The 19,391-nt window shown below is 65.2% G+C and carries 21 protein-coding genes; 12 read left to right on the top strand and 9 right to left on the bottom strand.

All coding sequences use genetic code 11. The features are described 5' to 3' along the window. Positions 1–10: 10 nt before the first annotated feature. Together AC1ROX_RS04180 and AC1ROX_RS04185 are read right to left on the bottom strand one after the other, a co-directional pair. Positions 11–862 carry a protein-methionine-sulfoxide reductase heme-binding subunit MsrQ gene (locus tag AC1ROX_RS04180; protein WP_493122714.1) on the bottom strand — a complete coding sequence of 284 codons (852 nt, stop codon included), beginning with the start codon at positions 860–862 and terminating at the stop codon, positions 11–13. Between the two features lie 47 nt (positions 863–909). Beyond that, complete coding sequence (locus tag AC1ROX_RS04185) at positions 910–1,590, bottom strand: hypothetical protein (RefSeq protein WP_493122716.1); 681 nt, start codon at positions 1,588–1,590, stop codon at positions 910–912. Between the two features lie 442 nt (positions 1,591–2,032). Between AC1ROX_RS04185 and acpP the strand changes: the two genes are divergently transcribed. Then, the gene (gene acpP / locus AC1ROX_RS04190; protein ID WP_493122718.1) at positions 2,033–2,323 is read left to right on the top strand and encodes an acyl carrier protein; all 291 of its coding nucleotides are present in this window, start codon (positions 2,033–2,035) and stop codon (positions 2,321–2,323) included. Here acpP and AC1ROX_RS04195 read toward each other — a convergent pair. Beyond that, positions 2,302–2,715 carry a hypothetical protein gene (locus AC1ROX_RS04195; RefSeq protein WP_493122720.1) on the bottom strand — a complete coding sequence of 138 codons (414 nt, stop codon included), beginning with the start codon at positions 2,713–2,715 and terminating at the stop codon, positions 2,302–2,304. The two genes, acpP and AC1ROX_RS04195, sit on opposite strands and share 22 nt — an antisense overlap. A gap of 151 nt (positions 2,716–2,866) precedes the next feature. On the opposite strand from AC1ROX_RS04195, the gene AC1ROX_RS04200 reads away from it, so the two are divergent. After that, the gene (locus AC1ROX_RS04200) at positions 2,867–3,274 is read left to right on the top strand and encodes a CopG family transcriptional regulator (protein WP_493122722.1); all 408 of its coding nucleotides are present in this window, start codon (positions 2,867–2,869) and stop codon (positions 3,272–3,274) included. A 75-nt stretch (positions 3,275–3,349) separates the two neighbouring features. Next, positions 3,350–4,438 carry an extracellular catalytic domain type 1 short-chain-length polyhydroxyalkanoate depolymerase gene (locus tag AC1ROX_RS04205; protein WP_493122724.1) on the top strand — a complete coding sequence of 363 codons (1,089 nt, stop codon included), beginning with the start codon at positions 3,350–3,352 and terminating at the stop codon, positions 4,436–4,438. An 8-nt stretch (positions 4,439–4,446) separates the two neighbouring features. Here the strand turns inward: AC1ROX_RS04205 and AC1ROX_RS04210 are convergent, their stop codons facing one another. Beyond that, entirely contained in the window at positions 4,447–4,992 is a 546-nt protein-coding gene (locus AC1ROX_RS04210) for a hypothetical protein (protein ID WP_493122726.1), read from the bottom strand. A gap of 48 nt (positions 4,993–5,040) precedes the next feature. Next, positions 5,041–6,693 (bottom strand): chaperonin GroEL, encoded by a 1,653-nt coding sequence (groL, locus tag AC1ROX_RS04215; protein WP_493122728.1) that lies wholly within the window; start codon positions 6,691–6,693, stop codon positions 5,041–5,043. Positions 6,694–6,876: 183 nt separating this feature from the next. On the opposite strand from groL, the gene AC1ROX_RS04220 reads away from it, so the two are divergent. The 4 genes from AC1ROX_RS04220 (at position 6,877) to AC1ROX_RS04235 (ending at position 10,265) form a co-directional block, all read left to right on the top strand. Then, positions 6,877–7,530, top strand: coding sequence for a Crp/Fnr family transcriptional regulator (locus tag AC1ROX_RS04220; RefSeq protein ID WP_493122730.1), 654 nt, complete (start codon positions 6,877–6,879; stop codon positions 7,528–7,530). A gap of 193 nt (positions 7,531–7,723) precedes the next feature. Next, positions 7,724–8,758, top strand: coding sequence for a sensor histidine kinase (locus AC1ROX_RS04225; RefSeq protein WP_493122732.1), 1,035 nt, complete (start codon positions 7,724–7,726; stop codon positions 8,756–8,758). Positions 8,759–8,869: 111 nt separating this feature from the next. After that, complete coding sequence (locus tag AC1ROX_RS04230; RefSeq protein ID WP_493122734.1) at positions 8,870–9,067, top strand: hypothetical protein; 198 nt, start codon at positions 8,870–8,872, stop codon at positions 9,065–9,067. Positions 9,068–9,401: 334 nt separating this feature from the next. Next, the gene (locus AC1ROX_RS04235) at positions 9,402–10,265 is read left to right on the top strand and encodes a transglutaminase family protein (protein WP_493122736.1); all 864 of its coding nucleotides are present in this window, start codon (positions 9,402–9,404) and stop codon (positions 10,263–10,265) included. A 24-nt stretch (positions 10,266–10,289) separates the two neighbouring features. On the opposite strand, the gene AC1ROX_RS04240 is transcribed toward AC1ROX_RS04235, so the two are convergent. Then, positions 10,290–11,339, bottom strand: coding sequence for a hypothetical protein (locus AC1ROX_RS04240; protein WP_493122738.1), 1,050 nt, complete (start codon positions 11,337–11,339; stop codon positions 10,290–10,292). A gap of 251 nt (positions 11,340–11,590) precedes the next feature. Here AC1ROX_RS04240 and AC1ROX_RS04245 point away from each other — a divergent pair, with 251 nt between their 5' ends. Further along, complete coding sequence (locus AC1ROX_RS04245; protein ID WP_493122740.1) at positions 11,591–12,025, top strand: hypothetical protein; 435 nt, start codon at positions 11,591–11,593, stop codon at positions 12,023–12,025. 124 nt (positions 12,026–12,149) lie between these two features. Here AC1ROX_RS04245 and AC1ROX_RS04250 read toward each other — a convergent pair whose 3' ends face one another. Further along, positions 12,150–12,896 (bottom strand): pirin family protein, encoded by a 747-nt coding sequence (locus AC1ROX_RS04250; RefSeq protein ID WP_493122742.1) that lies wholly within the window; start codon positions 12,894–12,896, stop codon positions 12,150–12,152. After that, positions 12,893–13,261 (bottom strand): rubredoxin, encoded by a 369-nt coding sequence (locus AC1ROX_RS04255; RefSeq protein WP_493122744.1) that lies wholly within the window; start codon positions 13,259–13,261, stop codon positions 12,893–12,895. The genes AC1ROX_RS04250 and AC1ROX_RS04255 overlap by 4 nt, the downstream gene beginning before the upstream one ends. A gap of 58 nt (positions 13,262–13,319) precedes the next feature. Here AC1ROX_RS04255 and AC1ROX_RS04260 point away from each other — a divergent pair, with 58 nt between their 5' ends. From AC1ROX_RS04260 to AC1ROX_RS04270, 3 genes are all read left to right on the top strand, one after another. Next, entirely contained in the window at positions 13,320–14,504 is a 1,185-nt protein-coding gene (locus AC1ROX_RS04260) for a mandelate racemase/muconate lactonizing enzyme family protein (protein ID WP_493122746.1), read from the top strand. 16 nt (positions 14,505–14,520) lie between these two features. Continuing rightward, positions 14,521–15,159, top strand: coding sequence for an NIPSNAP family protein (locus AC1ROX_RS04265; RefSeq protein WP_493122747.1), 639 nt, complete (start codon positions 14,521–14,523; stop codon positions 15,157–15,159). A gap of 88 nt (positions 15,160–15,247) precedes the next feature. Beyond that, a complete protein-coding gene (locus tag AC1ROX_RS04270) occupies positions 15,248–17,575 on the top strand; it encodes a xanthine dehydrogenase family protein molybdopterin-binding subunit (protein ID WP_493122749.1) in 2,328 nt (775 codons plus the stop codon). A 99-nt stretch (positions 17,576–17,674) separates the two neighbouring features. Here AC1ROX_RS04270 and AC1ROX_RS04275 read toward each other — a convergent pair whose 3' ends face one another. Next, complete coding sequence (locus AC1ROX_RS04275; protein WP_493122751.1) at positions 17,675–18,241, bottom strand: glutathione S-transferase family protein; 567 nt, start codon at positions 18,239–18,241, stop codon at positions 17,675–17,677. Positions 18,242–18,392: 151 nt separating this feature from the next. Here AC1ROX_RS04275 and dctP point away from each other — a divergent pair, with 151 nt between their 5' ends. After that, positions 18,393–19,361 carry a TRAP transporter substrate-binding protein DctP gene (gene dctP / locus AC1ROX_RS04280; RefSeq protein WP_493122753.1) on the top strand — a complete coding sequence of 323 codons (969 nt, stop codon included), beginning with the start codon at positions 18,393–18,395 and terminating at the stop codon, positions 19,359–19,361. Positions 19,362–19,391: the final 30 nt, after the last annotated feature.

Consider the following 19,391-nt stretch of genomic DNA (forward strand, 5'->3'; position numbering starts at 1 on the left):
CTCTTCCGATTCAGGAAGTCGGTATAGTCCGCCGGATATAGCGCTGCGTCCAGAGCCGGCTCGCCGCGGCGAGCCCGCGCCGCAAGGCGACCAGCACGATCGCCAGCAGCGAAACCGCCAGCACCTTCTGCGCCGGCCGCGGCACCAGCTCGGGATCGAGATTGGCGGCCAGCACGCGCATCGGGTCGATCTTGTTCACCAGCCCGTACCACGAAGCCTCCAGGACCACAGTGAGTAGCGTGGCGCCGAGGCTGAGCAGAAACAGGCCGGCGAAGCTGGTGCGCAGCCGCACCGGCAGGACGCGCCACAGCATCAGCCACGCGAAAAGCCCGGCGGCGAAGGCAGCTTCGCCGATCTTGACCTTGGACTGGATGAAGAAATGCACCAGCGCCACCGCGACCGCGGGGTAGACCAGCCAGTGCAGTCGCTTCCAGTTGCGCTTCAGCCGTTTCTGCCAGCCGTTGGTCGAGGTGATGGCGAGCGCCACGAAGGCCAGGAGGGCCACGAAGCCGATGGTGAGATAGAAACGCTTCACGATCTCGGAGGCGACGACGGCGAGGTCCCACTTCTGGTCGAGCACGTAGATCAGCAGGTGGGCGACGGCATAGAGCGCGGCCGCAACGCCGACGCGACGCCTGATGTGGATGAGCGGCGACCAGTCGAAGACCGCGCGGGCCGGCGTCAGCGCCAGCGAGACCAGCAGGAACACGACCGCCCAGTCGCCGGTGACGTGCGTCGCGAGCGTGACGGCGCGCGGCTCGAGATCGCCGCTGTACCAGCGCCAGGCAAGATCGACGGCGGGCAGGCAGAGGGCGACCAGGGTGGCGAGCCTCAGCCAGAAGATGATGCGTTGGTTGGACACGTCCCGACCCTAGTCGATTGAGCGATCAACGATGGGTCAAAGAAACGTCATCGCTGGTTGCCGAACAGGAAGCGGTAGGTGCCGATCGTGGGCGCCGCCTCGACGCCGAAGGTCCTGAGGCGCGCCGGCGTGAAGAGGGAACGCGCCGCGGCGCTGACGGCGGCGAACTCCGAACCCTCGATCAGCGCGACCCATTCGGACTCGTCGGCCCGGGGATGATCCATGCTCTTGTCCTGCAGCGGCGCATGGACCACTTCGAGGTCGTTCTCGCCGACCGCGGCGCCCATCACGCCGGGACGCGCGATCAGCTTCGGCAGGGCCTGCGTCGAGAGCCATTCGACCAGCGCCTTGCGCCGGTGCGGGTCCGGCACGAAACGCACCGTCGCCAGCGCCGCGCCGACGCCATGCGTCTGGTCGATATGGATGCGCAAGGTCAGCCGGTGGAAGTGCGTGAAGCGCGCCATCACCCGCTGGCTCCACGGCGTCTGGTGGTCCAGCGTGCGCAGATAGTTCTGCGTGCCGAGGATGGCGACCGTGTCGCACTCGTAGACCGCGAGATACTTGGGCTTGCCCTGCACGGCGGCATAGCGGCGGCCGCGATGGAACCCCGGCAGGTTTACGCGATCGTCGATATGCTCGCGATTGTACCATTCATTGTAGTCGCGTTCGTCCCGCGCCGACACGTCGGTCAGCGTAAGCAGCATTCCCTTGCCGAGGAGGGGCATCATAACTCCTGTGATGGATGCTCCGAATGGCCGGGCAATTTAGCATTTTGCGGGGACGCAGTTACATCTTTCATGGGCATCCCAAACGGACGACGTTTCATCGACAGTGATCGAGGCTGAGTGTAAACAGGGTTACCGTCGCCCACGTACCCTTTGGCTTGCGATGGCTGAGAGATGCATGTGCTCCCGCCCTCACCGGAGGAGCGCATATGAATCACTGGTACGATCCGCCTTTCCTGTTGCCGGTCATGCTCGCAGTCCTGATCGTCTCGTACGCTCTGTTGCGGACACCGGCGGTCGCTCCATGACAGTGGGGCGGGGCGTCGCTGGCGGCTTTTTCTCGCCGCCGCCGCAGCCGGCATGAGCGGCTTCCGTTGGAAGCCATGTAACAGCTCTCGTGTGATCGCCTGACTATCCCACGAGATGAACCAACATGAGGTTCGCCATGATGATTTCCGGCACGCAGCCCTCTTCCGTCCTTCCGCCTGGGCTCGACACCCTCCCGGCTCAGGTACGCGAAATCGTGGGAGCCATCCTCGGTATCTCGCCCGATAGGGCGTGCGGCGACGCCGCCTTCGTGGCCGACCTCGGCGCGACCAGCCTCGATTTCGTCGAACTGGTGATGGCGGTCGAGGATGTGTTCGGTGTCGAGATCTCGGACACCGAAGCCGACAGGCTGGTCACCGTCGACGATCTCGTCGCTCTCGTCGCTCGTCAGGTGCCCGTTCCGATGTAGTTCAGTGCGACGAGGGCAAGCACGAGACCCACGGCTGCCCAGAACCGCCACGTCAGGAAAATCCAGGAACCCACGGTGGCCGGTGCGCGGCGGCTCAGCTGTGGCAGCGTGTCGACGATGCGTTGCGCGGTGCCTGCGGCGTCGCCGAGGGTCCAGCGCGTGTCCGGCAGGTTGAGGAAGGTCGCGGCCAGGGACTCTGCCGCCTCGACGCGCGGCAGGATCGCCAGGCGCGCCGCCTCCTGCCAGGGATCGACACCGATGCGCGACAGCGCCGTGAGGACGGTGATGTCCTCCCCGCTGTTTAGGGCGTCACGCCTTTCGGTGCCGACGACAGTGAAGAGGAAGGGCGTGTAGCGGGCACGGCTCAGGGAATAGTCGGGACGTACGGTCATGTGGCTCCTGATGGGTTTGGAGCGCAACCGCAGTCGTGCGCTTGCCTCCACATGGGGACGACCAGCCATCCGGGCCAGCCCTTTATACCCCTTGTCAGGCGCATCGGGGACATCCATATACCATCCGTATGGATGGTGTACGGATGGTAAAATGAGCGATGCAAAGGCCAGGCCTCCCGAAACCGAGAAGATCACCCTGAACCTCGGTCTGGTGGACCTGGGTCACATCGATCTGCTGGTACGGGAAGGCTTCTACTCCAACCGGACGGATTTCATCCGGACCGCCATTCGGGGCCAGCTCGACCGTCATGGCGATGCGGTGAAGCAACTCGTCAGCCGGCGAAAGCTGGAACTGGGATTGCGCACCTACAGCCGGCAGGAGCTGGAGACCGTGCGCGATGCCGGCGAACGACTCGACATCCAGGTGCTGGGACTGGCCGTCATCGCTCCCGACGTATCGGGCGAGCTGGCGAGGGCAACCATTGCCTCGCTCCAGATCCTGGGTGCCCTCCATGCAAGCGACGAGGTGAAGGAAGCCTTGAGAGACCGGATGAGCTAGCGACACGACGTTCTTCAAAGAGTCCCTTTTACAAGCGTACAGAGAGTACCCCCTATGTTGTTACATCGTGCCGATATGTTCGAGGCGCTGCGACTGACTCGTGAAGGCAAGCTCACCGAAGCGATGACCGTCCTGAGGGGAGGTTCTTCCGAGGCGCCACCCCGCGGAGACGTCAAGGGTGAAGGAGAACGCCAATCCGGGAGCGCGGCACGCGCTTCCTTCATCGACCTCGTCCCGCCGTCCGATCCTGCGGGCGCCTGGAGCGAAGGCGTTGCCGCCAGGAGCGACGCGCGCAAAGCAAAGATCACCGGCACGTCGTCCTTCGAGTATCACACCGTGCAGAACGCGGCCGGCAGCCGCCGCTTCAAGCTCTACGTCCCCGCCGGTCATCACGGGCAGCCCGTGCCGTTGATCGTCATGCTGCACGGCTGCACGCAGTCCCCGGACGACTTCGCGGCGGGCACCCGCATGAACGAGCTTGCCGAGGCGCAGACGTTCCTCGTGGCGTACCCGGAGCAGCCCAACTCCGCGAATCCCAACAAGTGCTGGAACTGGTTCAATGAGGGCGACCAGGGCCGGGACTATGGCGAGCCGCTTCTGATCGCGGAGCTTACCCGGCAGATCGTGCGCGACTACGCCGTCGATCGGGAGCGCATCTACGTGGCGGGCATGTCCGCCGGCGGCGCCGCGGCGGCGATCATGGGCGCCACCTATCCCGACCTCTATGCCGCCGTCGGCATCCATTCGGGCCTGGCATGCGGCGCGGCGCGCGACATTCCCAGCGCTTTCTCGGCCATGCGCCAGGGCGCTCCCGCAGCGCATCGTCTCGTCCGCAATGAACGGGTCGTTCCGACCATCGTGTTCCATGGCGATCGCGACACGACGGTCAGTCCGGTCAATGGTGATCAGGTCAGCGAGCAGGCCTCGGGTGGACCGGGCGGACGGACGCAGGTCTCACGCGGAACAACGCCAACCGGCATCGCCTTCACCCGCACCACCCGATACGACGGGAAGGATCGCTCCATCGGCGAGCAATGGGTCCTGCAGGGGATCGGCCACGCCTGGTCCGGGGGAAGCGCAAAGGGATCCTTCACCGACTCGAGGGGTCCCGACGCCAGCGCCGAGTTCGTGCGCTTCTTCCTTGAGCATCGCCTGTCGGCCTGAGACGTCCTTCACGAACGCTGCAGCACCGTCTCTCGCTCGGAGGATTCGAGGTCGCGGTCGGGTGTGAGCTGCACGATCAGGAAATAGAACGCCAGGGCGAGCGCTCCCCACATCAACCAGGTTGTGAGACCCGCTTTCGGTTTCCGGATGGCAGTTGGCGTTGCGGTCACGGTCGCGTCCTTCTTCGCCTTCCGGCCCGCCCGCCCGGACTTGATTGCGGCTTCCAGCGAGGCGACGCGGGCCTCTTCGGTCTGCGGGATCGCGGCGACGGCGCCCTTTGGCAGGAGCGAGACAAGGCGCGCGGCCGTCGTCACCGCTTCGACGGCCGACCCTGTCCGGTCGGGCAGCCGCAGGATGGCGGCGGCCAGCGCCTCGGCAGCCGCCTCGCGCGGCAGCGAAGCGAGACGGGCCGCCTCCTGCCAGGGGTCGATGCCGAGCCGTGACAGGGCGGAGAGCACGGTGACCTCCGTGCCCGCCGCGTCCTGGCCCAGCGAGCCGAACAGGAAGTCGTTGTAGGCCGAGTGGCCGAGGGAATATTCCGGACGCAGGGTCATCGGACCTCCGGGGCGAGAGTTGCTTGCCATCGCGACCGCCGGGCCGGGCTAGAAGCCCATGCCTCCCATGCCGCCACCGCCCATGCCCCCCATTCCGCCGGGCATGCCGCCGCCAGCATCGTCGGGAATCTCGGCCACCATGGCTTCGGTGGTCACGAGAAGGCCCGCCACGGAGGCCGCACCCAGCAACGCGGTGCGCACGATCTTCACCGGATCGATGATGCCGGCCTTGATCATGTCGCCGTATTCGCCCTTCTGGGCGTCGAAGCCGAAATTGGCGTCCTTCTGCTCGAGCATGTGGCCGGCCACCACCGCGCCGTCATGGCCGGCATTCTGGGCGATCTGGCGCACCGGCGCCTGCAGCGCGCGACGCACGATGTCGACGCCGACCTGCTGGTCGGGATTGGCGCCGCGGCACTCCTTCAGCACGCGAGTCGCATAGAGCAACGCGGCACCGCCGCCGGCGACCACGCCCTCCTCGACCGCCGCCTTGGTGGCGTGCATGGCATCCTCGACGCGATCCTTCTTCTCCTTGACCGCGAATTCCGAGCCGCCGCCCACCTTGATGATGGCGACGCCGCCCGCGAGCTTGGCCAGCCGCTCCTGCAGCTTCTCGCGGTCGTAGTCGGATTCGACCTTGTCGACCTGGGCACGGATCTGCTTCACGCGCGCCTCGATGTCCTTCTTCTTGCCCGCACCGTCGATGATGGTGGTGTTGTCCTTGTCGATGTGGACGCGCTTGGCGGTGCCCAGCATCTCGAGAGTCACGGCCTCCAGCTTGGTGCCGAGGTCTTCGCTGATCTCCTGCGCCGCCGTGAGGATCGCGATGTCGCCCAGCATGTCCTTGCGGCGATCGCCGAAGCCCGGCGCCTTGACGGCCGCGACCTTGAGCCCGCCGCGCAGCTTGTTGACCACCAGTGTGGCCAGCACCTCGGCGTCGAGATCCTCGGCGATGATGAGCAGCGGCTTGCCCGACTGGGCGACCAGCTCGAGCAGCGGCAGCACGGTCGAGAGGCCGGAGAGCTTCTTGTCGTGGATCAGGATGTAGGGGTTCTCGAGTTCGCAGCTCATCTTCGCGGCGTTGGTCACGAAATAGGGCGAGAGGAAGCCGCGGTCGAACTGCATGCCCTCGACGACTTCCAGCTCGGAGTCGAGCGTGGTCGCCTCCTCGATGGTGATGACGCCCTCGTTGCCGACCTTCTTCATGGCCTCGGCGATCATCTTGCCGATGCTCTTGTCGCCGTTGGCCGAGACGGTGCCGACCTGGGCGATCTCCTCGCTGGTCGAGACCTTGCGGGCGCGGCGCTTCAGCTCCTCGATCACCCATTCGGTCGCGAGGTCGATGCCGCGCTTGAGGTCCATCGGGTTCATGCCGGCGGCGACCGACTTCAGGCCTTCGCGGGCGATCGCCTGGGCGAGCACGGTGGCGGTGGTGGTGCCGTCGCCGGCGGTGTCGGAGGTACGGGTCGCGACCTCGCGGACGAGCTGCGCTCCCATGTTCTCGAAGCGGTCGGAGAGGTCGATCTCCTTGGCGACGGTGACGCCGTCCTTGGTGATGCGCGGCGCGCCGTAGGATTTGGCCAGCACGACGTTGCGGCCCTTGGGTCCCAGCGTCACCTTCACGGAATCGGCCAGCATGTCGACCCCGCGCATCATGCGCGCACGCGCGTCGCCGCCGAAGCGGACTTCCTTAGCGGCCATGGCGTTTCGTCCCCGATCGATGTTCTGAATTGGTCGGTCTGAAAGTCCAGACCTGGTCGGGCCGCGAAGCGGCGCGTCTCTCCAAGATGGGGATGCTGCCCTGCAATAACCAGCGATATATCGGACAGGATTTGTCCGGAAGCGTACATTCCTCCCTCGGGGGTCACCGCCGAAGGAGACTCCATGGCCAAGAAAGTCCCAGCCCGCTTCGATCCAAGGGCCTTCCTGGCCACGGTGAGCCGCGGCCGCACGGTAACGGAGCATGGCAAGAACGCCGTGATCTTCCGTCAATCGATGCCGGCGGACGCCGTGTTCTACGTGATGCGGGGCCGGGTGAAGATGGTCGTCACCTCCAAGCAGGGCAAGGAGGCGGTGGTCGGGATCATGGGCTCCGGCGAGTTCTTCGGCGAGGGCTGCCTGATCGGCCAGCCGCTGAGACTCGCGACGGCCAAGGCGCTGGTCGAGTGCGAGGTCATGCGGGTCGACAAAACCGAGATGATCCGCGTGCTCCACGATGAACCCGCTTTCGGCGAGCTGTTCATGAAGCATTTGCTGACGCGCAACAGCCGGGTCGAGGAAGACCTGGTCGACCAGCTCTTCAATTCGAGCGAGAAGCGGCTGGCGCGGACGCTGCTGCTGCTGGCGAATTTCGGCAAGGAAGGCGGGCCGCAGCCGATCACCACGAAGATCAGCCAGGAGACGCTGGCCGAGATCATCGGCACGACGCGCCCGCGGGTCAGCCATTTCATGAACAAGTTCAGGAAGCTGGGCTTCATCGAGTATAATGGCCATCTGCAGGTGCACAGCTCGCTGCTCAGCGTGCTGTTGCAGGAGTAGCGGCCAGGATGCGCGGGTGCGGTTTTTGGCCCACTGTCCCGTATTGGACAGACTCCCGCCGCAGCGCAGCATAGGGTGCCGGTGTATCGCGGCAGGGGGCTTTTCCCGCGATGCTCGCCGGGGGGCGCATTTCATGCTGCATCTCGTCCCACCCACACCAGGCTCAACGTCGCACGATCAGTCTACGATCCCTGTGCTCCGCCCGGAGATCGAAGCCGCCCGCCTCGCCGCGGTCGAGGCCTATGGTATCCTCGACACGGTGGCGGAACCCGCCTTCGACCGGATCACCGCGATGGCGGCCGATCTTTTCGATGCGCCGATCGCCCTTCTGGGCTTCACCGGCCATTCCAACGTCTTCTTTAAATCACACCATGGGCTGGCGGTAACGCATGCCCCGCGCGATCCGGACCCGTCCCAGCCAGCGCTCGGACACTGGATCCGCAGCGACTTCAAGTACGGCTTCCATACCGTCGTGCCCCTGCACAGTGCCGAGGGATACGAGATCGGCATGCTGTGCGTGCTCGATCGCCGGCCGCGCCGCATCGAGGAGCAGCAGATCCGCCGGCTGCGGGCGTTGGCCGGCATCGCCACCGATCTGCTGGCGATGCGGCTTATGGCGCGCCGCGTGCTCGCCCAGGCCGAGATCACCACCAGCGAGGTCGACCACCGCGCGATGAACAGCCTGCAGTTCGTGGCCAGCCTGCTGCAGCTGCAGAGCCGCGCCTCGGACTCGCCCGAGGTCACGCAGCAGCTTCGCGCCGCGTCCAACCGCGTGCTGGCGGTGGCGCGCGTGCACCGGACCTTCTCGACCCAGGAAACCGCCGGCCGCGTGCCGATTGTGGCCCATCTCCGCCGGCTCTGCGAGGAGCTGTCGCGCAGTGTCGGCAGCGAGATCCGCCTCGAGGGCGCCGACGAGGTCGACGTGCCGAAGGCGCAGGTGCTGCCGATCGGCCTGATCGTCAACGAGCTCGCCACCAATGCGCGCAAGCATGCCGGCGATCCGATCACGATCACCTTCCACCGGCTGGGAGACGGCGAGTACGAGCTCTGCGTCCTCGACGAGGGCCCGGGCCTGCCCAAGGGCTTCGACGCCACCGCGCCGTCCGGTCTGGGGCTCGGTATGAAGGTGGTGAACGCGCTGGTGGCGCAGCTGCAGGGCCAGCTCTGGGCGCATGCCAATCCGGTTGGACGCGGCTCGTGTTTCAAGGTCACTTTCCCCGTCGGCTGACGAAGGCCACGTATCGGGCATCGCCATGGTGTGCGTGCGTCGAAAAGGCAACACGAAGAATGATGTTTCAATTCACAGGCAACGTCGACCCTCGGCGCGCCTTGATGAGCCATGACCGGTGTCGATCGCGAACTCGAGCGTCTCCAAAAAGCCGAGCGCGAGGCCCATGGCCGGTATCTGCGCCTCGAGAGCTTTCACGACACAAAGGTCGTGGAGGCTGCGCACGCGCTTTGGAAATCTGCACTTGCCGCTCTTGCCAACTATCGCGCGGGTACACAGTCGAAGGACCACTTTCCGCGTCGTTCCTGAATTCTCCTGCGGGCGAGACTGGACGGTGGTGCCGGTCAGGTCGAACGTGCCACAGTGATCGCAGCCCACTGGCGTCTGGCCGGGAACAGCGAAGGGACTTGTCATGGCACGTATCCCCAGGCCACCAAACGAGGCGCCGCGCGAACCGCCGCCCGGCTCGAGGCCAAAGCCCCCGCCCCCAATGCCGCCCCTTCGTGAGCCGCCGCCTGGTCCTCCACCCGGATGACCTGCAAGACTCCGATGGGCAGCGCGGATGCGTATTGCACGGGCTGAGCGACTCTTCGAGTGTAGGACTACGAACGATTGCGGCGCCGGTCGCGTAACGAAGGTCGCCTTGCTCACGCTCAGGATCCGCCACCGCACGACCTACCTCTACCATGCGCCCGTCCGCCTGGGGCCGCACCGGCTGATGCTACGTCCGCGCGAGAGCCGCGAGCTGCGACTGGTGTCGCACGAGGTCACGGTGACGCCGGCGGCCAGCGTCACCTGGGCGCACGACGTGTTCGGCAATGCCGTGGCAACGGCGGGATTCACGGGGCTCACCGACCGGCTGGTGGTCGACAGCGAGGCGGTGCTCACGCTGGGCGTCGATCCCTGGCCGGTGTTCGATATCGCCGCCGTCGCGACGCGCTATCCCTTCGCCTATACCGATGCCGATTGGCTCGACCTCGGGGCGCTGGTGGTGCCGCAATATCTCGATCCCGATCGCAAACTGCTGGCCTGGGCGAAGGGGTTCGTCCGCAGCGACCCGACCGACACGCTGTCTCTGTTGAAGGATCTCAGTTCCGGCGTCGCCCAGCAGGTCCGTTACCAGAGTCGCGAGAGCGAAGGGACGCAGGCGCCGCTCGAGACCCTGGCGCGCGGGCTGGGCTCGTGCCGCGACCTCGCGGTGCTGTTCGTCGAGGCGGCGCGCTGCCTGCGCTTCGGCGCGCGGCTCTGCTCCGGGTATCTCTTCAGGCCCGATCGCGCGACCGGAAACCACGAAGCCGACTCAACGCATGCCTGGGCGGAGGTCTATGTGCCGGGCGCCGGCTGGATCACCTTCGATCCGACCAATCGCAGCGTCGGCGGGCGCGACCTCATCCCGGTCGCGGTGGCGCGCGAGATCTGGCAGGTGACGCCGGTGTCGGGCGACTTCATCGGCGCCAGCGACGCCTATCGCGGCCTCTGGGTCGACCTCAGCGTGACGCCCCTCTGAAAGCGGCGTCGGGCGCGTTCGGGATCAGGGCGCCTTGCGCGCCTTTTCTCCAACGACGATGCGGATGGCCGCGTCGGTCGGGCTGGGCGTCTGCGGGCCGTTGAGCGTGCCGCGGAAGCGGCCCCAGTTGGCCGGCCAGTCGCCCTTGCTCGCGTTGAAGCCGGCGGTGCCCAGGGCCGCGACCAGGGCGGCCGCGGCCTCGTGCACGGAGGGCTCGCTGCCATCCCGGACGAGCACGACGACGCCGAAAATGCCGGCCACGCCGCCCCAGGTCCATGTTTGCGGCAGCCAGCCGGCCTGGCCGAGGTCGGCGGAGAGCGTCGCGCCGATGGCGGGCGCGTCCGTGATCTGGCCCAGCACGAAGATCGCGGCCTGGGTCCCGGAAAATCTTTGCAGGCTCGTCGCGAACGGCGACAGCGGTACGGCCGGCTGCGCGGCAATCGGCGGGGTCGCTTCCGGCGACTTTTCCGCCACCGGCTCCTTTACCGGCGGCTCCTTTACCGGCGGCTCCTTTACCGGCTCCGGCGCGCGCGTGGTTGCATCCTTGACCAGCTTGCCCAAGTCGGCGAGGCGCCGGCGGATTTCAGCCGCATCGAACAGTGGCGCCCGCGCCGTCTCGGCAGGGGCCGCGCTCGCACGTGGCGCCTGGGTCGCGCGCTCGGTCGCTTCGCGGGCGGCCTGCTCCAGCGCCATGGCCCGCTCGCGTGCTTTCTCCGCTTCCTGCGCCAGCGCCGTCGCCTGGTCCCGCGCGAGGGACACCTCCCGCTCGAGCTTTGCCGTGCGATCCCGCTCGGTGGCGATGGCCCGCTCGAGCGCAGCGGCTTGCTCGCGCGCCGCCGAGGCTTCTTGCTCGCGCTGCGCAGCCTGGCTTTCCAGCCCCTTGTACTGATCGAGCGCCGCCTGCTCATGAGCGCGAATGGCGCCGCTGTAGCGGAACGACAGGAACGTCGTCGTGCCCAGCGCCGCCACGGCCAGGATGGTGGCGACCAGGCTCGCGATCATGGCCTTGTCCATGATCGAGGCCCATCCCCGAAGCTGATCGATGTCCATGTTCACCGGCTTGTTGGAGCGCATGCCAAGGCCGTGCACTCCTCGCACTCGATTCTCAATCGGCAAATCGCCGCCGGCCGGTGAATCGTCGTGACAAATGGGAGGCGTGGCCCGCCCCTGTGCAGTCCGCGCTCCCGGTCCTTCAGGAGAAAAAGCATGCGGTAGTTCTTTGTAGGGACAACGAGTTTCCAAATCCGCTCTAACCGCCTGTGTAAGAATTTCAGGCTACGCTCCGTTCGTCACAAGCGGAGGTCGTGATCGCGGAGGAGGGAGATATGACCAGCGAGGCGAAAGGCGCAGTTCTAACAGCGCTTGTCGAAGACCTGAGCAACGAACTACGTTTTCGAGGCGAAGCTCAGTTTGTTTATTCAGCAGCGACTGTCGCCGGATTTGGCGGGACCACCTGGGGCGCGGCCGCACTCAACCCAAATCACCCCACGCCGATATGGGCGTCCGTCGTCGGCATAGCACTGCTAGCTGCGGTTGTTATCTGGAAGATTTTCCGCGACCACGATTTGTACAAGACCGCCAAGCTGGCACGAGCCGAGGTTGCGGAAAAGTTACGCGACATCTATCCGAACGTCATTCCCACTTTTCTACTTAACGAGAAGGCAGGGTACGGCTACCTCTGGTCGATTGGCATCGTTGTAGCTGCCGCAGCTGGGTCAATGAGCTTCTGCTTGGCAAAAATAGCCGCGGGGACGTGCTGAAACCGTTGTGCGACAACCAAAGAGTCAGCGCTCGGGCGTTATACGGTTACTGACGGAAGAATTCCGAAACGTTTGCGACAACTACGGATAGTCTCGCGGATATGCATGGCGCGATGCCATGCTGCTACAGAACTGTCTCGACAAGAAGCAGATCGCTGCTGTTGCTGCAGACTTTGATTTCGACGGCGGCATCACCCTCAAGCGCGATACTGTCGCGCCGAGCAAGCATTACGTCCGAGATTTCTGCTTCGCCGTTGAGTAAAAACGCGTAGACGCCATTGCCCTTTGACACTTGATAGCTGTGCGTGCGGCCTGCATCGCTCAGTAGGCGAGATACTTTGAAGGTCTGGTCGATCGGCAAAGCGCCTGGCGCGTCACCGACAAGACAGGTGATGCGGTCAGCCGCGGCCGCCCGGTCGAATCTACCCCGCTCATATGATGGTGGTCCGAGAAGTTGCCTTGGCAAAATCCAAACATAAATCACATTGAGATCTCGCTCTCCGATATTGAGTTCGCTGTGTTTGCCACCCGACCCTGCCGAGAAGGCGTAGTAGTCGTCAGCCCTTAGTTCGTCCACCTTGCCGATCGTGTTGATGTGGGTCAGCGACCCATCGAGCACGAAGGCCATGATGATGAAATTGTGGTGAGGATGCATGTTGTAGCCAGTACCACCGGGCGTGAATGTCTCATCGCCGAATACTTTCATGACGCCGAAGCCCGGAATACCCGCTTGATACTCGTGGAAGTTGAAGCTGGAATGACGCGTGATTACGCCGTCGGGATGCCCAGCCACGTAAGTGGCATTGGGGCCAGTTGAAGGAAGGTACGAATAGCCCCGTTCGCCCGCCCTCAAGACGAATCGCACGCTCATGAAGGCCTCGTTTCAGACCAATAGGGAATCTCGACCATCTCGAACCCCGATTTGGGTGTGCCACAGTCAGGGCAAACCCAGTCGTCAGGGATGTCGCCCCAGCGCGTACCAGGAGCGATACCATGTTCGGGGAGTCCGCGCGCCTCATCGTATGAGAAGCCGCATCCAAGACAGAGATATTTTTTCATTGCTTCGCTCCGACCCCGCCGTCGTTCTCCCGAAGCCAATCCCAGAAGGTACGCGATCTTACCCTGAGATCCGCCATTCTCTCGCGTCCATTTAGATAGCGCGCACTTGCTGGAAGCGAAATTCCAGTGCCGCTGCGCGTGTCGCACAGGGCGGGAAACTGCGCCGACAACAAGCATTGTTTCCCGCTGTAGGCGCCGCCTGGTCTATGCTCCCGGCTCTTCGGGAGGAAAAAGCATGAAAATTGCCAAGATCGAGGATCTCCACTGCGACGCCGGCTGGCGCGACTTTTCGTTTCTCAAGGTCACGACCGATGACGGGCTGGTCGGCTGGTCCGAATACAACGAAGGCTATGGCAGCGCCGGCCTCACCGCCGTCATCCGGCGCATGGCGCAGAACCTGATCGGCCAGGATCCGCGCCCCATCGAGCGCATCATGTCGACGATCTATGCGATCACGCGCCAGGCGCCGGGCGGCATGAACCAGCAGGCGATGGCCGCCATCGAGAACGCCCTGATCGATGTGAAGGCCAAGGCGCTGGGCATCCCCGTCTGCGAGATGTTCGGCGGGCCGGTGCGCGATCGCCTGCCGCTCTACTGGTCGCATTGCGGCAGCTACCGGTTCCGCAACGCCGAGGTGATGGGCGTCGAGCCGGTGCGCTCGCTCGACGACCTGGTGAAGCTTGCTGCGCACGTGAAGGAGCGCGGCTTCAAGGCGCTGAAGACCAACATCTTCCGCTTCGATCTCGATCCGCCCAACATGTACCAGCCGGGCTTCGGCCGCAGCCCCGGCGGGCCCGAGCTGAACGCCGACGGCGCCGTGCTGGGCGCGATCTCCGACGGGCTGGCGGCCTTCCGCCAGGGCGCCGGCCACGACATGGGCATCCTTCTCGACACCAACTTCAACTTCAAGACCGAGGGCTACATCAAGGTCGCGCGGGCCTGCGAGCCCTACAATCTCTTCTGGATGGAGATCGATTCCTACGATCCCGAGGGGCTGCGCCTGATCCGCGACCGCGCCTCGATGCCCATCGCCTCCTGCGAATCGCTGTTCGGCCGCCGACAGTTCCGGCCCTTCTTCGAGAACCGCTCGATCGACGTGTCGATCATCGACGTGCCGTGGAACGGGCTCGCGGAGTCGCTGAAGATCGCGTCCATGGCCGAGGCCTACGAGATCAACTGCGCGCCGCACAATTTTTACGGTCATATGTCGACGCTGATGAGCGCCCATCTCTGTGCCGCCATGCCCAACTTCCGCATCATGGAAATCGATATCGACGACGTGCCGTGGAAGGACGATCTGGTGACTCACCCGCCGGTGATCCAGAATGGCGAACTGATCGTGCCCACCCGGCCCGGCTGGGGTGCCGACATCAACGAGGAGGCGGTGAAGGCGCATCCGCCGAAGAATCCGCATCCCTGAGAGGAAGAGAGATCCCATGGTCTACGAGTTTCGCACCTACACGCTCGCGCCCGGCAAGATGCCGGAATACCTCAAGGCCGCCGAGACGATCGGCCGTCCGGCGCGCGGCAACAATTACGGCGTCAACCACGGCTACTGGACGTCGGAGTTCGGCGCCCTGAACCAGATCTGGCACCTGTGGAAGTACGACAGCTACGAGGAGCGCACGCGCCTGCGCACCGAGCTGCAGAAGAACAAGGACTGGACCGAGAAGTACATCCCGATCGTGCGGACCTGCGTCGTCCGCCAGGACCTGCGCCTGATGAACACCGTGGTCGACATCAAGCCGGACGACGGCACCACCGGCAACATCTACGAACTGCGTATCTACCGCTGCGGCCTGGGCGGAGCCACGCAGTACGGCAAGGACTTCAAGGAAGTCCAGGAAGCGCGCGAGAAGTACTCGCCGATCTGGGGCGCCTGGACCGGCGAATTCCCGCAGCCCAACGAGTGGATCCATCTCTGGCGCTATAAGAACCTGCAGGAGCGCTTCGAGGCCCGCGCCGCGGCCATGAAGGATCCGGCGTGGCAGGCCTATCTCGCCAAGGGTCCGGCCAAGCTGCAGGAGATGCACTCCACCCTGCTGCTGCCGACCAACTACTCGCCGCTGAAGTAGCAACCTCTTTGTTGTCATCCTGAGCCGCAGGCGAAGGATCCTTCGCTTCGCTCAGGATGACACTTGTTCTGCATTTGAGAGCCCGCGCATGGACACGTTCGACGACAGTCTTGCCTTCGTGAAGTTCGGCGTGGGCCAGCCCGTGACGCGCAAGGAAGATCCGACGCTGCTGCGCGGCCAGGGTCGCTACACCGACGACATCAACCTGCCGGGCCAGGCCTATGCGGTGATGGTGCGCAGCCGCAACGCGCATGGAGTGCTGAAGGGCGTCGACGCGTCCGAGGCGAAGGACATGCCGGGTGTGCTGATGATCCTGACGGCCGCCGATCTCGACGAGGCGGGCTTCGGTCCGCTGATGTGCCCGCTCAACATCCCGCAGCGGGACGGCACGCCGATGAAAACGCCGCCGCGCTGGTCGCTGGCCAAGGACAAGGTGCGCTTCGTCGGCGAAGTCGTCGCCGTGGTGGTAGCCGAGACGTCACTGCAGGCCAAGGATGCCGCGGAAGCCGTGGTGCTCGACATCGAGGAACTGCCGGCCGTAACCGATCCCGAGGCGGCGCTGGCCGAAGGCGCGCCGCAGCTCCACGAAGGAGCACCCGGCAACCTCGTGCTCGATTTCCATTTCGGCAATGCCGAGGCGGTGACCAAGGCGTTCGCCGAAGCCGCGCACGTCACCAAGCTGAACATCGATTCGCAGCGCATCGTGGTCAATGCCATGGAGCCGCGCTCGGCCATCGGCTCCTACGACACCGAGAAGGACCGCTGGGTGCTGAACGTCGGCTGCCAAGGCGTGTTCGGCCTGCGCGGCGGCCTGGCCAAGGATGTGCTCAAGGTCACGCCCGACAAGCTGCATGTGCTGACCGGCAATGTCGGCGGCTCGTTCGGCATGAAGGCGCCGCCCTATCCGGAATATGCGCCGCTGATGCTGGCGGCGAAGAAGCTCGGCCGGCCGGTGAAGTGGACCGACGAACGGTCAGAGAGCTTCCTGTCGGATCATCACGGCCGCGACCACAAGCGCGTCGCCGAGCTGGCGCTCGACAAGGACGGCAGGTTCCTCGCGGTGCGGCTCACCGGCTACGGCAATGCCGGCGCCTACATCTATCCGCCGATGCCGGCCACGACCAACGCGGTGAAGAACCTGATCGATGTCTACAGGACGCCGGCCATGGAAGTGAATTCCAAGATCGTCTTCACCAATTGCACGCCGATCGCGGCCTATCGCGGCGCGGGGCGGCCCGAAGGCAATTACTTCATGGAGCGCCTGATCGACACGGCGGCGCGCGAGATGGGCATCGACGGCATCGAGCTGCGGCGGCGCAATCACATCGCGCCGGAGGCGATGCCGTACAAGTCGCCGGCCAACAACCTCTACGACTCGGGTGAATTCCGCGCCATCCTCGACGAGACGCTGGAGATCTCCGACTGGGACGGCTTCGCGGCGCGCAAGGCCGAGAGTGCCAAGCGCGGCAAGCTGCGCGGCCGCGGCGTCGGCAGCTACCTCGAAGTGACGGCGCCGGCCGGCAAGGAGCATGGTGGCATTCGCTTCGAGCCCGACGGCGACGTCACGATGCTGAGCGGCACGCTCGACTACGGCCAGGGCCACGCCTCGACCTTCGCGCAGGTGCTGACGGGACTGCTGGGCATTCCGTTCGAGCGCTTCAAGCTGATGCAGGGCGACAGCGACCAGCTCAAGGCCGGCGGCGGCACCGGCGGGTCGCGCTCGGCGCTGGTCGGTGCCGAGGCGTTCCTCGAAGCCAGCCGCAAGGTGATCGACCAGGGCAAGCAGATCGCCGCGCATGTGCTCGAAGCGTCGGTCGCCGACATGGAATTCGACAAGGGGCGCTTCAAGATCGCCGGCACCGACCGCAGCATCGGCATCCTCGAGCTGGCGCAGAGACTGCGCGACGGCCTCGCGCTGCCGGAGGACGTGCCGCAGACACTCGACGTCGCGCATGTCTCGGACACGCCGCCCTCGTCGTTCCCCAATGGCTGCCATGTCTGCGAGGTCGAGATCGATCCCGATACCGGCACGATCGAGCTGGTGCGCTACTTCATGGTCAACGACTTCGGCACGGTCATCAATCCGATGCTGGTCGAGGGGCAGGCCCATGGCGGCGTCGTGCAGGGTCTCGGCCAGGCGATCATGGAGCGCACCGTCTACGACGAGCAGGGCCAGCTCCTGACCGGCACCTTCACCGACTACGCCATGCCGCGCGCGCAGGATGCGCCGAGCTTCACCATCCAGAGCCACCCCGTGCCGGCCAAGACCAACACCTTGGGCGTCAAGGGCTGCGGCGAAGCGGGCTGCGCCGGCGCGCTGCCCTCGATCATGAACGCCATCGTCGACGCGCTGGGCGGCAAGCACATCGACATGCCGGCCACGCCGGAGAAGGTCTGGCGGGCGATCAACGGTTAACGACGAAGCCGATCAATGGAGCGCGCAACTCCAGTTGCGCTCAAGCTTCGTCGGTAACGGAGGATGAGCGCCACTGGAGTGGCGCGCTCCAATGAGGGCTCAACCCTTCGCTTCGATCTCGAGCGTCTTCTTTACGGCCGGCCGTTCCATCATGCCGGCGTAGTGCGCCTCGAGCGCGGGGAAGTCGCCCGGCTGGCGCTCGAGCTGGTCGCGGAAGCGCCAGTAGACGCGGAACAGGTGGATGTCGGCGATCGAGTAACGGTCGCCCAGGATCCACTTGCGATCGCCCAGGCGCTTGTCGGCCACGGCGTAGAGTTCGCGTGCCTCCGGAAGACCCTGCCGGAGTGCCGGGTGGATCGTCGAGGCGACATAGGACATCCACGAAATGGCCTGCGCCTCGGCTTCGATGTCGCCGGCCGGCAGCAGGTTCGCCTCGGGATAGGTGCGGGCGAGATAGAACAGGATGCCGGCCACTTCGGTGAGCGGCCTCCCGTCCACCAGCAGGACCGGCACCTTGCCCACCGGATTGACGGCGAGGAATTCCGGCAGGCGTGTTTCCTTGCGCGGTACTGAAACCGCGCGCGTTTCGAAGATGGCGCCGACCTCGTGGAGGGCGATATGGGCGGCCAGGGAGCTGGTGCCGGGCGAGAAATAGAGGGTCAACATGGCAAGAGCCTACCACATATGGGAATTCTGCGACTTTCTGTAGAGCCGATTGCATGGCTCGAAAGTGGCGCAACTCCCGCGCGACGCGGCGCGTTTGATAGGTGACCGAAGCTCATTCTGGCTGGAGTCCTTTCGCAGGAGTTCGCCCGCCATGACGTCGCTGCGCGTTTTTACGGTCTTGCTCCTTCTGTCGGCCGTGTGGCCGGCCACCGCCCGTGATTTACGGTCTTCGGATGCCTTTCCCTCCGATCATCCGACGGTCCGGGCCGTGGAATTCATGGGCGAGGCGGTGAGTGAACGCACGGAGGGCCGGCTGACCATCGTGCGGCGCGGCGAGAACGAGCAGGATTCCGACAGTTTCATCATCGGGCAGGTTCGCAACGGTTCGCTCGACATGGCCCGGGTCAACTTGAATGCGCTGAACGTGTCCGTGCCTGGATCGGTGCTGCCGACCCTGCCGTTCCTCTTCAAGTCGACGGAGCACATGCAACGCACGCTCGACGGATCGGTCGGCGAAGAAATCCTCGCGGCGCTGGAGCGCCAGGGCCTGATTGGCCTCTGCTTCTATGACGGGGGCGTGCGGTCGTTCTACAGCCGCTCCAAACCCATCCGCAGTGCGGCCGACCTCAAGGGGTTGAAGGTCCGTGTTCAGAGAGGCGACAGCTCGGCCACCATCCTGCGGGCGCTCGGCGCGGTGCCGGTCACGATGCCCATGGCGCAGGTGAAGATGGCGCTGCAGACGGGGCTGATCGACGCCGCCGATGGCGACTGGGCGGGCTACATGGCTGGAGGCCACCATACCGTCGCGCCCTTCTACAGTTTGACTCGGCATTCCCAGCCGCCGTCGATCCTCGTCTTCTCGCAGCGCACGTGGCGGACCTTGTCGGCAGCGGATCAGAAGATTTTACGCGAGGCAGCCCGTGAATCGGTGGGCCATATGAGAAGCCTGATCGATGACTACGAGGCCGCCGCCCGCCAGCGCGCCGAGAGGGCCGGCGTCCACATCGAAGAAGATGTCGATCGCAAATCCTTCATCGATGCGCTGGTGCCGCTTTATCCCACGGTGGTGGAGGAAGCGCGTCTGCAGGATACGCTCATGCGCATCCAGGCCGGCCAGTAGCAATCTTCCTCGCGATCGGGCAAGCGGTCC

Source organism: Reyranella sp. GW821-FHT14A01 (assembly GCF_058803965.1).

What these genes read in the sequence shown, in the direction of transcription:
- AC1ROX_RS04245 (WP_493122740.1), top strand. Translation starts at nt 11,591, where the DNA reads ATGACCAGCGAGGCGAAAGGCGCAGTTCTAACAGCGCTTGTCGAAGAC.
- AC1ROX_RS04195 (WP_493122720.1), bottom strand. Translation starts at nt 2,715, where the DNA reads ATGACCGTACGTCCCGACTATTCCCTGAGCCGTGCCCGCTACACGCCC.
- AC1ROX_RS04250 (WP_493122742.1), bottom strand. Translation starts at nt 12,896, where the DNA reads ATGAGCGTGCGATTCGTCTTGAGGGCGGGCGAACGGGGCTATTCGTAC.
- AC1ROX_RS04220 (WP_493122730.1), top strand. Translation starts at nt 6,877, where the DNA reads ATGGCCAAGAAAGTCCCAGCCCGCTTCGATCCAAGGGCCTTCCTGGCC.
- AC1ROX_RS04240 (WP_493122738.1), bottom strand. Translation starts at nt 11,339, where the DNA reads ATGCGCTCCAACAAGCCGGTGAACATGGACATCGATCAGCTTCGGGGA.
- AC1ROX_RS04255 (WP_493122744.1), bottom strand. Translation starts at nt 13,261, where the DNA reads ATGCTTGTTGTCGGCGCAGTTTCCCGCCCTGTGCGACACGCGCAGCGG.
- AC1ROX_RS04260 (WP_493122746.1), top strand. Translation starts at nt 13,320, where the DNA reads ATGAAAATTGCCAAGATCGAGGATCTCCACTGCGACGCCGGCTGGCGC.
- acpP (WP_493122718.1), top strand. Translation starts at nt 2,033, where the DNA reads ATGATGATTTCCGGCACGCAGCCCTCTTCCGTCCTTCCGCCTGGGCTC.
- AC1ROX_RS04230 (WP_493122734.1), top strand. Translation starts at nt 8,870, where the DNA reads ATGACCGGTGTCGATCGCGAACTCGAGCGTCTCCAAAAAGCCGAGCGC.
- AC1ROX_RS04185 (WP_493122716.1), bottom strand. Translation starts at nt 1,590, where the DNA reads ATGATGCCCCTCCTCGGCAAGGGAATGCTGCTTACGCTGACCGACGTG.
- AC1ROX_RS04205 (WP_493122724.1), top strand. Translation starts at nt 3,350, where the DNA reads ATGTTCGAGGCGCTGCGACTGACTCGTGAAGGCAAGCTCACCGAAGCG.
- AC1ROX_RS04265 (WP_493122747.1), top strand. Translation starts at nt 14,521, where the DNA reads ATGGTCTACGAGTTTCGCACCTACACGCTCGCGCCCGGCAAGATGCCG.
- AC1ROX_RS04270 (WP_493122749.1), top strand. Translation starts at nt 15,248, where the DNA reads ATGGACACGTTCGACGACAGTCTTGCCTTCGTGAAGTTCGGCGTGGGC.
- groL (WP_493122728.1), bottom strand. Translation starts at nt 6,693, where the DNA reads ATGGCCGCTAAGGAAGTCCGCTTCGGCGGCGACGCGCGTGCGCGCATG.
- dctP (WP_493122753.1), top strand. Translation starts at nt 18,393, where the DNA reads ATGACGTCGCTGCGCGTTTTTACGGTCTTGCTCCTTCTGTCGGCCGTG.
- AC1ROX_RS04210 (WP_493122726.1), bottom strand. Translation starts at nt 4,992, where the DNA reads ATGACCCTGCGTCCGGAATATTCCCTCGGCCACTCGGCCTACAACGAC.
- AC1ROX_RS04200 (WP_493122722.1), top strand. Translation starts at nt 2,867, where the DNA reads ATGAGCGATGCAAAGGCCAGGCCTCCCGAAACCGAGAAGATCACCCTG.
- AC1ROX_RS04275 (WP_493122751.1), bottom strand. Translation starts at nt 18,241, where the DNA reads ATGTTGACCCTCTATTTCTCGCCCGGCACCAGCTCCCTGGCCGCCCAT.